This window comes from Paenibacillus alkaliterrae, assembly GCF_021532375.1.
Taxonomy (GTDB): domain Bacteria; phylum Bacillota; class Bacilli; order Paenibacillales; family Paenibacillaceae; genus Pristimantibacillus; species Pristimantibacillus alkaliterrae.
Window position 1 is genome coordinate 88460 of record NZ_JAKGAP010000010.1, and the last position, 16458, is coordinate 104917.

Below are 16458 nucleotides of genomic sequence, written 5' to 3' on the forward strand. Positions count from 1 at the left end.
AGATCAAATAGTTGAGCTTATGAAAGTGTTGACACAGAAAACAACGCTTGCATATAATTAAACTGACTAGTCAGTACAAGTGAATTCTTTCTGGGAGGAAACCGAAATGACAAAGATCCGGGTGCAGGGAAGCCGTTTTGTCGACGAGCAGGGCAGACATGTCATTCTTCACGGCATCAACATGGTCTGCAAAGAAAAAAGTATTGATTACATCGGCAAGTGGGATGAAACGGATTTCCGCAAATTGAAGCAATGGGGATTCAATCTCATTCGTCTCGGCATCATATGGGACGGAGTGGAACCGGAGCCTGGATCATTCGATGACAGCTATTTGGAACGATTGCGCGGTTTGATTCGTCTGGCTCACAGGTACGACCAATACGTATTTCTCGATATGCATCAGGATCTGTACAGCTCGCTTTACGGTGACGGAGCGCCCGCATGGGCCACGTTGTCGGACAACGAGGAGTATGTACCCGCCGAATTGTGGAGCGATGCCTATTTATTTAATGGAGCCGTGCAGAAAGCATTCGACCATTTCTGGAACAATACGCCGGGACCGGATGGAATCGGCATCCAGGATCATTACGTGAAAACATGGCGCCGCGTTGTCGAACGATTGGGCAGCGAACCGAACGTCATCGGCTACGATATTATGAACGAGCCTTTTATCGGTTCGGGCGTACAGTTTATCATCCGGAACCTATTTTCCGCTTATGGGCAAATGCTGGCCGAACGCACCGGCCTTGATGCGCCGGACATGGAAGAGCTGACCGGGATGTGGATGGATCCGGCAAAGAAGCTGGAAGCGCTCGAACTGCTTGAACAGCCGGACGCGTATCGAACGATTATGGACGCTATCGTTCCCGTTCAGCAATCGTTCGAAAGGGAGCAATTAATGCGTTTTTTTACAAAGGTCTCTCATGCCATTCGTGATGCGGATCAAGGCGGCATCCTGTTCCTGGAGACGAACCTCTTCTCTAACCAAGGCGTTCCGAGCGGGGTCGTACCGATCATAGACAAGGACGGAGAAAGGGATAGGCAGCAGGCTTATGCTCCGCATGGGTACGATCTTGTCACGGATACAGCGTTTGCGCACGCCGCCAACAACGAGCGGGTCAGCTTCATTTTTGAACGGCATGAACAAACCCGTCAGCGCTTGGACATGCCCATGCTCATCGGCGAATGGGGCGCATATTACGGATCCCAGTCGGCGGAATCTCCGTCCGTACACATCCAGAGCATCTTTGAGAAATTGCTGTGCAGCGACGCCTACTGGTCCTACTTCGGTGCTGAAACCGAAAATTATTCGTCTTTCCGCGGGGTGTGCCGAGGTTATCCATTGGCTGCTGCGGGGACCATACTGCGCTACCAATATCGGCACGAAGACCGTGCTTTCATTCTGGAATGGGAAGAAGAAAATCAGATTAGCCGCCCTACTATCGTATACTTGCCGGATGTAAGCCGCCTTTACCCCGATTCTATTATCCTGATGCCTGCTGGCACTGGCTGTTCGATCGACAGGATGAAAGGAACCGACGCCGGCTTCGTACGTATTCCGCCTTGTTCTAACGGTCGAAGACTGCTGCAAATCGGATAAGTCCGCAGCTCAAATTACGTTTATATTCATCGATGCAAATCACTCTTTTTTCCAATCTGGACGTTTCCGCCGCGAATGCCATCAGATGGCTCTGAACGGAAGTCTCAGCAGAGGTTAATCCCTCGACCTTGCCGTCATTCTGCACAAGCTTGACAAAATCCTGGATCAGCCCGAAATCTCCGCCGCCATGTCCAATATGCCCGCCTGCAGTCTGAAGTGAAATCACATTTTTGACTCCTGTTTCAAAATCAATCACTTCAATCTCATATTTTTCCATTGCAGCGCGAATTTCGCCTTTTGATCCCATCAGCTTCAGAGTCCGGCTGCAATCATGCGTAAATGCGCTCATTGTAAAAGCAGCCGTTACTTCATTAGCAAACTCCATATTGACAACTTGATGGTCGACTACGTCATTGTCGCAATGGTACACGCATCTTCCGTAAGGCCCTTCTTGCAGCGCTTTCGTGCGCGCTTCCAAGCTAAGATCGTTGCTAATCGCGGAAGTAGGCCAGCTCAGATCTTCCGTAAGGTAAACTTTAGGCGCATAATAAGGGCATTGTCCGGATACCGGACATCCGTCCAAGCACCGCAATGGCGCTCCCTCCGGCGCATGCTTCTTCTTGAAATAAGACAGCGATCCGAAAGAAGACACATAGGTGCAGTCGGACCCTGCCAGCCATAGAATAATATCCAGATCGTGACATGATTTGGCGAGGATCATCGGGCTCGACTCCGCGGTATTGCGCCAATTTCCTCTGACAAAGCTATGTGCCTGATGCCAGTGGGCTACATTCTCGTTATGTTGAATGGACATAAGATGTCCAATTGTTCCCTCATCCAGCAGCTGCTTGATCGTTGTAAAAAAATTCGTATAGCGGAGTACGTGGCAGATCGAAAACACCCGGCCGTACTGCTCAGCCCGTTCCCCCATTCGGATGCTTTCCAGCGGGTCGGGAGACATCGGTTTCTCCAGAAGGACATGATACCCCGCTTCCATTGCTTTCATCGCAGGTTCATAATGCATCTTATCCTGTGTACAGATAAAGGCCGCATCTGCCAACTTGGGTACAGACAATAGCGCTTCCCAGTTCTCAAAGCACATCTCGTCAGATAAACGGTAACGTAATTTAAACTTTTCCCTTCTCTCCGGATTAGGGTCGGCAACCGCAACCACCTCCATCTCATCGGGATGGCTCAACGCATAACTCGAATAAATTTCAGCTCTCAGACCTGCTCCGATAACGGCAACCTTTATTTTTTTCATTTATGTCTCTCCTCTAACTTTCTCTCCATCAGAATGTGGTCACTTTTCCTTATTCCTTGACGCTGCCTACCGTCATACCTTTAATAAAATATTTCTGAAGGAACGGATACACCATCAAAATCGGCAGCGCACCCATAAATATTTGTGCCGTACGCAGCGTTTTCTCGCTGAGATTCTCAAGTGCTTTCAGCTGTTCGACGCTGATGGATTGAATCTGCGCGTTCATGGCCGTAATCAAGGTGGACAGGTACGTTTGCAGCGGATAATTCTCCGGCGAATTCATATACAGAATACCGTCAAACCAGGAATTCCAATGCCCAACAACGGTAAACAGTCCAATGGTCGCGATCGAAGGCAGCGATACAGGCAAGTAAATTTTCCACAGAAGCACCCAATGGCCTGCTCCGTCAATCGTTGCGGCTTCTTCCATTTCCTTCGGTATTCCCCGGAAGAAGTTGAGCATCATAATCATATTCCATACATTTAAAGCACCAGGCAATATGAGCGCCCAAATCGAATTGATAAGACCGGTTTCTTTCACGATAATAAACGTCGGAATAAGCCCTCCGCCCAAAAATATGGTTATCGCAAAAAACCACACATACGCGGTGCGCGCTCGAAATTGTTCGGTTGATTTAGCCAGCGGATAGGCAGTAATGAAAACCAAAAACATATTAATCGCCGTTCCGAGCACAACTCTTTTCAGCGAGACGACCAGAGACCTAAGAAACTCCACCTTATGAATGAGATAATCGTATGCATCCAACGTAATTCCAATGGGAATCAGCTTTACCTCGCCAGCCATAGCAGCCGTATTGCTGCTTAATGAGACAGCCAGCAGGTGAATGAACGGCACAATGCCAATAAGTGTAATGAAAGTCAACGCTGCTGCATTAACCCAGACAAATAACTTTCTGTTAATTGATTGTTTATAGAACATATGAAATCCCCCAGCCGTTTAAAAGATTCGGTAATTGCTAAACTTGTAGGCAAGGTAATACGATAAGGACACCAACGCGAGCGAAATACCCGACTTAAACAATCCGACCGCAGTAGCGGGTGCAAATTGTTGGCTGAACAAGCCAAGCCTGTAAGTAAAGGTGTCAATCACATCCGCGCCTTCGTATACAATCGGATTATACATAATCAAAATTTGATCGAAGCCTGCGTTCAAAATCCCGCCTAAACTTAATGTTCCGATCAAAATAATAATGGGCATCATACCCGGAAGCGTAATATGAACCATCTGTTTCCATCGGCCTGCCCCATCCACTTCGGCTGCCTCATACAGACTTGCATTGATGCCTGTGATCGCAGCCAAAAATATAATCATATTGTAGCCCATGCCCTTCCAAACATCCGAGCCGATAATGATGGCCCGAAACCAACTATTGTTGCCCATAAACATCGTCGGTTCCAAACCCAAGCTCGAAACCAAACTGTTAATAGGCCCATTCAAAGAAAACAACTCAAGAATGACACCGCCAAGCACAGCCCAAGAGAGGAAAAACGGCAAGAAAATGCTAGTCTGGATGATCCGTTTAAACCAATTTTTTGTGACTTCATTAAGTAAAAGCGCCAATAGAAGCGGAACCATTAAAGAAAACACGATTTTTAGTGAAGCAATGAGTACCGTATTCCACAGTACCTGATTGAAGTCCGGCAAATTGAACACGTATTCGAAATTTTCCCATCCAACCCATTCGGATTTAAGAAAACCCAATGCCGGTTCATACTTTTGAAAGGCCATAACGACTCCAAGTATAGGGCCGTAAGCATAAATAAGCGTGACAAGCACGCCAGGCAGGAGCATCAGATGCAGCGGTATGTTTGAATTTCTTCTTCGTAAATGTGCAAGTTTATCGCTCACTTGTGAATCCTCCATTATCTGCAAGAGTCTATCTTAAGCAAATGGGGAGAGCTCATAAATACTCTCTCCCCGCCGTTTTCCGGCTTTGCTTATTTAACTGCTTCCTTCTCGTACCACTCGTTTACTTCATTCGTAATATCGTCTCCGCCAAGCTTCTTCCAGCTGCTTACGAACTTGTCGAATTCGCTTAAAGAATCGCCCATGATAATTTTGATATAGGTTTCATCAATGAGCTTATCCAATTGAGAGCCCTTATCTAATTGTGTCGGCGTAGGAAGACCGTAGAATTCGTTGAAGAATACTTGCCCGCTTTCACGGATTTTGCGCGTTAAGCCCCAGCCTCCGTTTTCAGCAGCACGGCTGGCGTACAACCCCCAATTTGTTCCTTTTGATCTAGTGCTTGTATCTCCTGCAAGGAAAGCTTTTGTCGCAAGAAACACATCATTAATCCCCCGATAGCTTGAATCTGTGACCGGGATTTCATCCTGATTGGCAGCAATGGCCTTATTCACTTCATCATAGATCACATCAAATAGATTCGGTTGATAGATACGCGGCTGGAACCAGTTATATACATATCCGTCTTCCGCTTTGTTTTTCTCGAAATTTTCTTTATTTAGCATTAGATTATAAAAGTTAATCATCTTAACAGCCGCTTCGGGATGTTCAAACTTCTTATTGACTACTGTGATCGAGTTTAACCGCAGCTTGCCTACCAAGGATTTCCCCGGACCATTCAGTCCCGGTATTTGATAAGCTTCCCATTCCGCATTCGGATCTTTATCCATATTAAGATTAAGCGGCCAGTTCGGAACCCACCATTCGCCATACGTAATGCCTACCTTGCCGGCCGTAATATCTTCAGACATTTTGGTCTCGTCTTTCAGCGCAAACTCTTGGTCAATAATCCCTTTCTGGTACCAAGACTGAAGCTTGGCAAGCGCTTCTTTCGCTTCAGGCTGAATTTCACCGGCTGCCAGTTTGCCGTCTGCTCCTTTGAGCCAAGATTTTGGTGCAGAGCCAAAGCCGTTAAACAGACCTCTTGCGTCAAAGCCCCAGCCAATCAGCGCTTTCTGCATGGCTATGCCGTACGTATCGTCTTTACCGTTTTTATCGGGGTCATTGTTAACGAAGGCTTCGGCTACTTTCTCCAGCTCATCGATCGTTTTCGGAGCCTCCAGGTTCAGATTTTTCAGCCAGTCTTTCCTGATCCATATAAGCTGTGTCGACATGTATGGATCCTCGAAGCTCGGAATCCCTAATATTTTACCTTCAGATGTAACCGTTTTTAGAGTAAACCCGCCGTCCGACTCGATCCATTCCTTTAATTCGGGTGTAGCATAGTTATTATAGGCATCGGTCATATCCGCAAGCATGTCCTGCTTTTTCAATTTTTCAAATGTTTTGGTGTCTACTTGCATCACATCGGGTAAATCTCCGGTTGCCAGGGCCAGTGAAAACTTTTGCTCAAATTGTTCGGATGGTACAGCCCACAAATATTTTATTTCAATGTTCATAGCTTCTTTTAAATCCTTGAGGTAGGCATTTTGTTCAGGAGTAATCCCTTTCGGTGTTCCCGCATCTTCAGGCGGACGGTAGCCAATCACCTCCGTTACCGTAACCGGCTGCTCGTACTTTCCAAGCGGATCTGGTGCGGCTGCAGGTTCATTGGCGTCGTGAGACTGATTCGTCGGTGTCGCAGCATTAGAATTTGAAGCGTTTTCATTACTACTGCCGCAAGCTGCAAGCGACGCTGCTAATAATGTCGAAATTAGAACTGAACTAACAACCTTTTTTATCATGTTTTACCCCCCAATAATGTTCTGTAAAATTTGTAAGCACTCGAGCTTTACATGAATTCATTGTAATGTCCGGAGGCGGACTTGCGAAATCATAAATTGTTTACTTTCTTCTGTTCTGTTTACTTCCTTGTTTTTTGGATGTAATTTTCTCTATATTCCTGTGGGGTTCGTCCCATCATTTTTTTGAAGAAAGCGGTAAAATAAGAGGGCGATTCGAAGCCTAAGCTTAATGCGATCTCATTAATCTTCAACTGCATGCTCTCAAGCAACCCTGCAGCCGCTTCCGCTTTTGCAGTGTTGATATATTCGGACAGATTCCGGCCTGTCGCCTGCTTATAAAAACGTGAAAGATAGGATGGATTAAAATAAACCCATTCCGCAATTCGGGCAAGCGATAAATCGCCGCCCAGATTTTCTTGAATGAAACGGTGTATGCGTTCAATCAACAGGTTCTCGCCTTTTTCATGCTGCTCCTTCTTTATTCGGCATATATGCTCCCCTAGTTCGATCAGTTGTGTCTCCGCTGACTCCCATTCCATCGGGTGTTCCATAATGATAAGATTTGCGAAATCATTATCATCCTTCAGCATGTCCGGCATATTCAGATTGTTCACATGCGATAATAGAGCCAGCATAAAAGTATAATAACGTTCCAAGCCGGACAAATAATTGCTGGCTAAACTATGTTTTATATTTTGGATAATCGCCGAAATTGATGTGACGACATGGTTGTCATCGCCTTCATCCATATATTTCTCCAGCAAGCCCAGCAGTTTGGGGAATTCATCCATTCCGAGGGATCCGTTGTCGGCTTCCATGCTTAGAAGACTATCGGATGTACCGGTATCTATGATCGACATTTTTTGTCCCAACACCATCGCTCGTTTTAGAACATTTTTGAGCCTTTCAAATTCCTTATGCATGAAGTCCCACTCGAATGCCTCCTTTGATAAGGCAAAAGACAGAGAAACTCCTAGCAGATCCTGACTATTATTTTGTACAGACTCCAATATTCCTTTCAAATAATTAATGATTTCTCTCCATTCCGTTTGGCCGTTCCCGCCTTTAAATCGGTCCGTGTTCGGGTCAAGCTGAATAAACCATACGAGGATGGAATGATCATGCACAATGTCCTCTATCCGGAATAAGGATGGCAATTGACTCGTTAGCATATCTTTTATGGAGTATAGCACATCAAGCTTATTCGTATACGAGTCTTCCTCAGCCCAATTGTCCACCTTTCCCATTAACATGAACACAGGCTGGTCGGCTTGCAAATTTAACCCTACCTCCGCAAAACGCCCATTCGTAAAAATGTCAGATGTCGTTTCCCCCGAAAGCAGCGCCTCAAACAGCTCCTTTTTCATTAAGGGGCTTATAAGCATCATCTGCTTTTCCGCTCTTTCAACAATCGTTCTGTTTCGTGATTCTTCATCTATTCTTTGTATGGCTTGCTTAATCGCAGCCAGTATCGTGTCCAAACCTTCGGTTTTAAGAATATAGTTATCCACATTTTTTTGTATGGCCGTATACACGTAATCGAACTCGCTGTACCCTGTCAAAAAAATGATCCGGCAGGCTGGCCAATAAAACAGGATTTCATCCATTAACTGCAGCCCTGTTTTGCCTGGCATGCGAATATCGCTGAGAACAACGTCAATCTTTGTTTTCTTAACAAGTTCCAACGCATCAAAGGCAGAATAAGCTTTACATAGATCAAGCTCAAACTCATCCGTCTCTTGAAAATGCTGCATCAAGCCATCTACAATCGCAGGTTCGTCATCTACTATTAATAATCTGTACATGTTTCATCACCCTCCGTATGGTTGATATGAAATAACGATTTTCGCTTTAAGCCCGCCGAATCCGCTTCTGGAAACAAATACTCCGCTTGCCTCGCCATACTTCAAACGAAGCCTGCTGCAAACGTTTATTAAACCTGTTTTTTCATGAATGACGGAGGAATGGGCGAGTTTATCTTGAAGCATTTGCAACATTCCATCGGTCATTGTGCTGCCGTCATCCTCCACGCATATCGAGATTGTATCGTTCTCATACGAAACCGATATATACACGCTGCCTCGCTGCATACCGTTTTCAAAAGCATGCTCAAACGCATTTTCAACGACAGGTTGGATAATCAGCCGCGGCACCGTTAAAGGTTTGCACTTATAAGGCAAATCAGTAAATTGTACCTGTATGCGGTTCGAGAACCGGATGGATTGGATATCGCAGTAATCGAGGGCATGCCGGTATTCCTTTTCAATCAGCACATCGTCCGAACCGCTTCTCGTAATGAATTGGTAGTAGCTTCCTAACTTTTGAGCAAGAATGGATGCATTTTCTGCATCACCGCTTTTACAGATCATATAAATATTAAAAAAACTGTTGTACAAAAAATGAGGATTGATCTGAGATTGAAGCTGCTTCAGTTCAGAGTGCTGCAAAGCCATTTTTTGCTCATAGTTTTGCTGAATGTACACTTTCATCTTCTCGACCATGCTGTCGAAGCTTCTGTAAAGATAACCGAATTCGGTACCCCCTTTCGATTTTATTGAAACATGCAGTTGATCCATTTCCAGCATTTTGAACGCCCGTATCAATTTGTTAATCGGTTTGTGAATCATCAGATTAACGGAAAGTGAAAATACCAGTATGATCGCTATAGAAACCAGAGACAGAATGATGAACCATACATTAAACGATCGGAGCGGTTTCGTAATTTGATTTTCATCCATGTAAGTGTACAGCGTCCATCCGAGCGAGCTAATCCGGTGGTAGGTTATTCTGTAGCTTTTCTCTTCGTTTTGAACAATGAAGCTGTCGAAGTCTTTCTTGGCTTCGTTATTCTGCATATTGGCGGAGATGCCTTGAACAACCCCCGGATCGTATTGAATGGATATATGCTGAGCAAATGGATCATCGGAAAGCACCACACCTGAGTCGTTCCCATATTGGACCAGTTGGATCAAGGCTGCTTCAAATTTACTTTTTGACAATTCAAGGTAGCTGATAATGTTGGAATTGTTGGAAGGTTCGATAAAGAACAACCGGCCGGCCGCATAATATAAAGATTGCTTCAGTTCGCCGTTATATAACGATTCTATCAGGTCCCATTCGCTGTTAGGAATATCGGTAATCCCTCCACGAGTGGAAAGGGTTCTATTATAGGACTTGATATATACGCCTACATTTACTATATAATCGCTCGAGTTCTGAATGGTGGCCAACCGCTCTTTCACCTTGTTAACCAGTTGTACTTCTTCAAAACCATCCAGCGTTTCGCCCAGAAAACTTAGCTTCTGAAGATTCGAATCGTCTAAAAACTGCAGATGCTGGTTACGAATAAACGAAATCTGGTCATCCAACTGCCTGGCGTAAAATTTAACATTCGACAAATTGGAATTTGAAAACTCATTCTTAATAAATGTCTGTCCCATGATATTCATCCATAAATTGATCAGGTAGACCGGAATGATAAGGACAGTAAACACTATAATAATTTTTTGATAAACCAATAGTTTAGGCCGAATAATAAATTTGTTCCCCTTTCCCATCCGCGCAACGCCTCCTGTAAATCTAGCAGCAAAATCCATTATACTCACGCATTTAGAAAAAGAAACATCCCTACCACATTTCTCTGTGGTACGGGATGCTTCAAACAGACTTATTTCATTACGCTCAATGCTACTCTAACTTTTTTCATCATTTTCACTTCTCGTGCTCAGTACCGGGTAATCCTGCAGCAACACTTTCGGCGAGACACATCCATGCAGTTCAAATAAGATAAGCTCGTTTTTTCCTTTGCGCAGCAGAGGGCCGGGAACATACAACGTCTCTTGGGGACCGATTTCCCAATAACGTCCTAAATTGAATCCGTTAATATAAGCAACGCCCTTCGTCCAGCCTTTCATATTCAGAAAAGTATCAGCAGGTTCATCGATTGAAAATTCGCCTGCATAGAAGGCAGGCTGATTATTCTGCGTTTCATCAAAGAGCCTGTATGACAGCTTGGACAAGTTATTCAGCGGAAGCGTATGGATCGTCCAGTCGTACAAAAACTGTTGTCCGAAGCGGACTCCTTCCGTAATCCCTTTCGGATCCTTCAAATATGGCCCATAGTTTATCCGACCCATATTTTCCACCAAAATGCTTACAACGGCTCCTTCCGGCGGAACGGAAAAGGCGACCTCCCGATCTTTATTCCAACGTTCGATAACGCCCTTATACACTCCATCGACAAAGATCAGCGCGCGGTCGCGAACCTCTTGCAAATTCAACTTACTTTCCGCCCGGGGCCCGGTCAGCCGCGTCGAGTATAAAATAAAACCGTAGTTTTGCCCGAGCTGCTCCATCGGTTCCGGGCACGTACTTTGTACTGGTGACGACAGCTTGTCGAGAGAAGCGAACAGCTGCGCATGCCCTGTCATGTTCACCGTGCCGTAGCTTCTTTTGGCAATCGGCTCAGGCAGCTCAAGCGGACCTGGATCCGCATATTTCGCAATCACTTTCCTTACGGCGTGGAACTTCTCCGTTATATCGCCGCATTCGCTGACGAGCACATCGTAATCGTAGCTTGTAACGGTCGGCTCATACTTGCTATGGAAATTCGCCCCATTGTAAAAACCGAAATTAGTGCCGCCGTGGAACATATAAAAATTGACCGATGCGTCGGCAGACAGCATTTCATCCAGCACATTCGCTACATCTGCCGCATCTCTGGTGTGATGCTCTTTGCCCCAATGGTCGAACCACCCATTCCAATATTCCATGCACATAAGCGGCTGATCCGGCTGATAATCGCTTAGCTTCTCGAAGGCTTCAGCCGGGCGCGACCCGAAGTTGGCAGTGGCCCACACTTCCGGAACCATGCCTCCCTGCAGCATGAAGTCGTCCGGTCCATCGGACGTGAACAACAGCACATTCACGCCGCGCTGGATTAGCGCTTGTTTCAAATACGCCAAATACGCTTTATCATTGCCGTAGCTGCCGTACTCGTTCTCGATTTGCATGGCGATGATCGGACCGCCGTTCGTCGACAAGAGCGGCGTAAGCCGCGGAATCAATACATCGTAGTAATCATCCACCTTATTTAGAAACGCCTTGTGATGACAACGGAGGCGCATCCCCGGATCCGCAAGCAGCCAGGCGGGAAGCCCGCCGAACTCCCATTCGGCGCATATGTAAGGACTCGGCCGTACAATCACATAAAGTCCAAGATCCCCGGCAATCTCGATAAATTGCTCAATATTCGCCATACCTTCAAAAACGAACTGCCCTTCGTCCGGTTCATGAAAATTCCAAGGCACATATGTTTCTACCGTATTGAATCCGCAAGCCTTCAATTTTTGCAGGCGGTCACGCCAATACTCGGGAACGACTCTAAAGTAATGAATCGCCCCGGATATAATCTGAATAGGTCGTTCTCCAATCATCAGCTGTTTTCCTTGCAGATACAAATTGTTCAATCTCGTTTCCTCCCAAACAGGTTTGTTATGATCCTAATGGTAGCGGTTGCGGTATGTTTCGGACAATGCACAAAATACTCAATTATTTAACCATTTGTGCCAGATCAGAGCTTCAACGTCAAAAACTTCTGCTATAATCTAATCAAAGCCGTTAAGAGGGCGGGGGGGCGGGAAATGGACACGATAGTCAACTTTCAGAATGTAACCAATACGCTGCAAATTGTCGGCTGCCATTTTGGTATAAAGCCGGAATGCTGGGCATACCAGAAGCATCATCATCATCTTTACGAGCTGCTTTGCTGTATGGAGGGGAAAGCCGTTCAAGAAATAAACGGGGAAAAGATAGATTTGAATCAGGGAGACTGGATTCTGCTGAAACCTGGAGTCAATCACACGATCGCCAATTCGTCTCCTTCGCATTACGCTTTTTTCAATATTCATTTCGACTTGGACGACTTGGATGTCCGGAGCCGGCTCGGAGCCGTTCCCTTCCGATTGATTCCCGCTGCCCTGGCTAACGAAAGCAAGCTGCCCAAACTGCTTCCGGAGCTGGAGCGATTAATGCAGCAGGAGCTTCTATCCGATGAAACCTCGATCAGTCCCGATATCATACAGCTCTCTTTGGCGCTGCATCAGCGGCTCGCTCTGCAGGCTTACGTATTGCTGATCATTCAGGAAATTCTCCTCATGCTGGAGGCTCCTGCGGCTATGGACACATGCCGGCGCAATCAAGTTTCCGCTTATGAAGCAGACGTAGCCCATTCCATCGAAGAGCGGCTTGCAGCAGATCTTTCCGCAAATCCGTCCATATCTGCCATCGCCGCCGAAATGAGTATCAGCCGGAGCCAAGTATCCAAAATATTTGCCAAAGTATACGGGGTATCTCCGCGTCAATATCTGAGCAGAAGAAAGTGGAGAAAAGCCAAGGAACTGCTCGTCACCTCGAACTTAACGGTGTATGCGATCGCGGAACAATTAGGCTTTCGCTCCGTCCATCATTTCTCAAGACAATTCCGCCGATGGGTCGGGATGTCGCCCAATCAGTATCGCCACACCCTCCCCATTGCAGGGAGCCGCAATGATAGTTGAGGAACAACCCTTCAAATTTTTTATGATATAATCTTAAACATGCGTATAGAACCGGAAAGGACGGAATGTGATTGAGTAAACAAAAAATTTTGGCAGCCGCCCTGAAGTTGTTTTCGGAGCTCGGTTATTACCGGACCAGTATGGACGATATCGCCAAGGAGGCGAACGTCGCCAAAGGAACTCTTTATTATCATTTTACCGGTAAAGGACGGCTCTTCGAAACACTGATCACCGAAGGCATCCAAATGCTGATGAATGAAATTAAGCAAGTTTTGGAGGTCGACGCCGCAGCCGACAAGCAAATCCGTGCTATCGTCGATAAGCATGTGGAGCTGTTTTTGCGCTACAGCGAGTTAATACACATTCTGTCTAACGAAATTTCCAATGGAATCGAACCCGACATCCTGGGACGATTCGAAGTTTTGAAGCAACAATATATCGATTTTCTCGTGAAAATAATGCAGCAAGGATATAAGGATGGGGAATTGAACCGGTTGCCGTTCGAGCTGGCGGCTGCAGGTATGCTCGGGTTGATTGAAAGCGTGAGCGTATATTACAACAAACACAAGAATCGGTTATCCATTGACGATTTGCATGAAACAGTCAACGCCTTTGTCACATCCACTTTACTGAAGTCGCAGCAATAGCTGCTAAACAGACCTAAGTAGTAACAATATCTCCCCCTATTTTCATATTGATCTGTCAACCTACCTATGGCGGATAAGGCCTGAATATTTACTTTTTATAAAAGTAAGGGTATTCTAATTAGTAAGAAATATGAAAGTGAGGTGTTCAGTCATGTTCCAATCCACAAGTAAAATTTCGAGCAAGGGTCAGGTAGTCGTTCCCATTGAAATTCGAAAGCAGTTCCAAATTGTAGAAGGAGATTCATTGAAATTTATAATTGATGATAGCGGCGAATTAAAAGTTGAAGTTCTGAAAAGAAATTCAATTATGGATTTATTCGGATCTGTTCAGGCTAAAGGAGATACGAAAGATTTCAGTAAAGTTAGACAAGATGCATGGGATAAGCGAGTACAACAAATAACGGATAAGATGGAGGATGAATGAAATACATTCTTGATACGAATATTATTATCCGTTTTTTGGCTAATGATCACGAGGAACACTCTCTTGCGGCATATCGCTTATTCGAAAAGGTAACGAGAGGACAATATAGTTTAATACTTGATCATGTTGTCATTGCTGAATGCGTTCATGTTCTGAAAGGAAAGTCTTATCAATTAGCTAGAGATGAAATTGCAAATCTTCTAATAAAGTTAATCGAATTTACTGAGGTTGAAGCAGATAACAAAGATACTATGATTATGGCACTCCGATATTATTCTGCCTATAATGTTGATTATCCTGATGCCTACTTAGCTTCTTTGGCTGAACAACAACGTTTAAGCGTAATAACCTTTAATAATAAAGACTTTAATACGATGGGTACGAACAACATTAAACCTTCAGAACTTTAGAAGTGACCCCCCCCTACGAAAGCAGGAGGAAGACATGATTGAGCTATTTCATCCCCGTCAGCGCCACTCCCTCGATAAACTTCTTCTATGCGAAGAAAAACACAATAAGCAAGGGTACCGTTGCAAACATGGATGCCGCCATAATCAGTGCAGTACCAGTGCCGCTTTTTCGACAAGTGATCATAAAAAGAAGCTGCCGTTCAGGTCTTCACAGACCTTATGGGACAGCTCCTTTGAGTTCGAACTATTATAGCACGACGTCTTGCGAGGTTAGTATTTCCCTTAATGCGTCTATATCTATATCGGAAGGCCGAACATTGCTCTTGCATGCAAGCACTTGTTAATTAGTCTTCACGCCGAAAGTTAAGACCGAGAATAGCGTGATGCATTATTAAAGAGAGCTCGCGGAACCACCCGGACCAACTCCACATTGTCGTCATAGCTGCACTCCAAATTATTTTCTCAGCATCCGGAACACATGCGCGATTGGCGCCGATTCCGAAAAGGCATCCGATGGCAGTTGAACCGAGATTCCGTCTGCTTCGCGTGTCCAATTCAGCTTCCCTTCCATTCCAAGAAGCTCAATCGTTTCCAGCGGACCTGTATACGGAATTGAAATGGTCTCTGAAACTTTCGTATCTGCCGAAGGGTACAGGTAAGAGCAATAGACCGCATCTCCTTTCTGCGTGAAGGCATGGCTCCCCGTATAATACGGCTCGCAAATACGTGTGCCATAAATGGCTTCTCCGTTCACTTTCAGCCATGCACCCAGTTCTTTCATGCGCGCAATCGCGCCTTCCGGCAGCCTGCCGTCGGGCTGCGGAGCAACGTTTAACGCCAAATTTCCTCCCTTGGCGACTACCTCGAGCAGAATCTTAACGATTTGGCGTGTCGGCTTATATTTGTCTTCATACCGGAAAGAGAAGGAAGTGCCCATCGTAATGCAGCTTTCCCATGGTACGTTCATGGCCTTTGACGGAATCGTCTGCTCGGGCGTGACATAGTTTTCATAAGGGCCCCCTACGGTACGGTCTGCCGAAAGCAGCCACGGCTGCTGCTCCCTGGCCTTCTCCACGACCTCGCCAAGGCGAATGTCCTGCCCGCTTCGTATCGGCTTCACCCAGCCGGCATCCAGCCATAGGACATCAATGCGGCCATAGCGTGTCAATAATTCGGTAATCTGCTCATGCGTAAACTGGACGAACTTATTCCACAGCTCGGGATGCTGCTGCGGATCGTAGGTAGGCCCCCGTCTTGTATTTGTAAGGCTCCGCTCCATATCAGGCGCCCAGTAATAGGGAGTGTGCCAATCCGCTTTAGAGAAATACGCGGCGACAGCCATTCCTTTTGCCCGGAAAGCATCGAATACATGGCGGCATATATCGGCATATTTATGGGTATGGAATGGGGTTTGCTCGCCGGTAACCCGGTAATCCGTCGTATTCGTATCCCACATGCAGAAGCCGTCGTGATGCTTCGTCGTAAAGATTAAATATTTAAAACCGGCTTCTTCGGCTAAATCCGCCCAGACGTCAGGCTGAAAGCGAACCGGATTAAACGTCTTGTTCAGGCCAAAATATTGAAGCTTGAACGTTTCCCCGTCCGTCTCCCAGTCAATGCCTTCGCGGGACCATTCCGCATCTTCATCGCTGAGTGCCCAAGACTCCACGATACCAAGCTGAGAATACGGCCCCCAATGCATCATCAATGCCAGTTTCTGGTCTTTGAACCATTCCAGACGCTCCAGTGTGATTGGATTATCGGGGCGTATCCACTCATGCTCACTGCTGAAATTATGCACGCCTTCATGCAATTCCTGTTCTTCGTTTTCTTGTTGCAGGTTATCATCGGTTGGATCGCTCATCGTTGCAAGACCTCTCTTCC

At 45.9% G+C, this 16458-nt stretch carries 13 protein-coding genes; 5 read left to right on the plus strand and 8 right to left on the minus strand.

From position 1 onward, the window contains the following. Nucleotides 1-106: 106 nt before the first annotated feature. A complete protein-coding gene (locus L1N85_RS05950; protein WP_235235965.1) occupies nt 107-1600 on the plus strand; it encodes a cellulase family glycosylhydrolase in 1494 nt (497 codons plus the stop codon). On the opposite strand, the gene L1N85_RS05955 is transcribed toward L1N85_RS05950, so the two are convergent. From L1N85_RS05955 to L1N85_RS05985, 7 genes are all read right to left on the minus strand, one after another. Then, nucleotides 1569-2864: a Gfo/Idh/MocA family protein gene (locus tag L1N85_RS05955; protein WP_235235967.1), complete on the minus strand. Its 1296-nt coding sequence runs from the start codon at nt 2862-2864 to the stop codon at nt 1569-1571. The two genes, L1N85_RS05950 and L1N85_RS05955, sit on opposite strands and share 32 nt — an antisense overlap. Nucleotides 2865-2913: 49 nt before the next feature. Then, entirely contained in the window at nt 2914-3804 is an 891-nt protein-coding gene (locus L1N85_RS05960; RefSeq protein WP_235235969.1) for a carbohydrate ABC transporter permease, read from the minus strand. Between the two features lie 18 nt (nt 3805-3822). Further along, the gene (locus tag L1N85_RS05965) at nt 3823-4677 is read right to left on the minus strand and encodes an ABC transporter permease (RefSeq protein ID WP_235236193.1); all 855 of its coding nucleotides are present in this window, start codon (nt 4675-4677) and stop codon (nt 3823-3825) included. Nucleotides 4678-4823: 146 nt separating this feature from the next. Beyond that, on the minus strand, nt 4824-6536 hold the full coding sequence (locus tag L1N85_RS05970) for an extracellular solute-binding protein (protein ID WP_235235971.1): 1713 nt from the start codon (nt 6534-6536) through the stop codon (nt 4824-4826). 119 nt (nt 6537-6655) lie between these two features. Further along, nucleotides 6656-8341: a response regulator transcription factor gene (locus L1N85_RS05975; RefSeq protein WP_235235973.1), complete on the minus strand. Its 1686-nt coding sequence runs from the start codon at nt 8339-8341 to the stop codon at nt 6656-6658. A gap of 6 nt (nt 8342-8347) precedes the next feature. Then, entirely contained in the window at nt 8348-10093 is a 1746-nt protein-coding gene (locus L1N85_RS05980) for a sensor histidine kinase (RefSeq protein ID WP_235235975.1), read from the minus strand. A 135-nt stretch (nt 10094-10228) separates the two neighbouring features. Next, nucleotides 10229-11971 (minus strand): glycoside hydrolase family 35 protein, encoded by a 1743-nt coding sequence (locus tag L1N85_RS05985; protein ID WP_235236195.1) that lies wholly within the window; start codon nt 11969-11971, stop codon nt 10229-10231. Between the two features lie 207 nt (nt 11972-12178). Here L1N85_RS05985 and L1N85_RS05990 point away from each other — a divergent pair, with 207 nt between their 5' ends. The 4 genes from L1N85_RS05990 to L1N85_RS06005 all read left to right on the plus strand — a co-directional run bounded on the left by L1N85_RS05990 (nt 12179) and on the right by L1N85_RS06005 (nt 14574). Further along, complete coding sequence (locus L1N85_RS05990) at nt 12179-13093, plus strand: AraC family transcriptional regulator (protein ID WP_235235978.1); 915 nt, start codon at nt 12179-12181, stop codon at nt 13091-13093. 71 nt (nt 13094-13164) lie between these two features. After that, nucleotides 13165-13740: a TetR/AcrR family transcriptional regulator gene (locus L1N85_RS05995; RefSeq protein ID WP_235235986.1), complete on the plus strand. Its 576-nt coding sequence runs from the start codon at nt 13165-13167 to the stop codon at nt 13738-13740. A 151-nt stretch (nt 13741-13891) separates the two neighbouring features. Continuing rightward, nucleotides 13892-14164 (plus strand): AbrB/MazE/SpoVT family DNA-binding domain-containing protein, encoded by a 273-nt coding sequence (locus tag L1N85_RS06000; RefSeq protein ID WP_235236001.1) that lies wholly within the window; start codon nt 13892-13894, stop codon nt 14162-14164. Further along, a complete protein-coding gene (locus L1N85_RS06005; protein WP_235236003.1) occupies nt 14161-14574 on the plus strand; it encodes a PIN domain-containing protein in 414 nt (137 codons plus the stop codon). The genes L1N85_RS06000 and L1N85_RS06005 overlap by 4 nt, the downstream gene beginning before the upstream one ends. A 454-nt stretch (nt 14575-15028) precedes the next feature. On the opposite strand, the gene L1N85_RS06010 is transcribed toward L1N85_RS06005, so the two are convergent. Further along, nucleotides 15029-16438 (minus strand): alpha-L-fucosidase, encoded by a 1410-nt coding sequence (locus L1N85_RS06010; protein ID WP_235236006.1) that lies wholly within the window; start codon nt 16436-16438, stop codon nt 15029-15031. Nucleotides 16439-16458 lie beyond the last annotated feature (20 nt).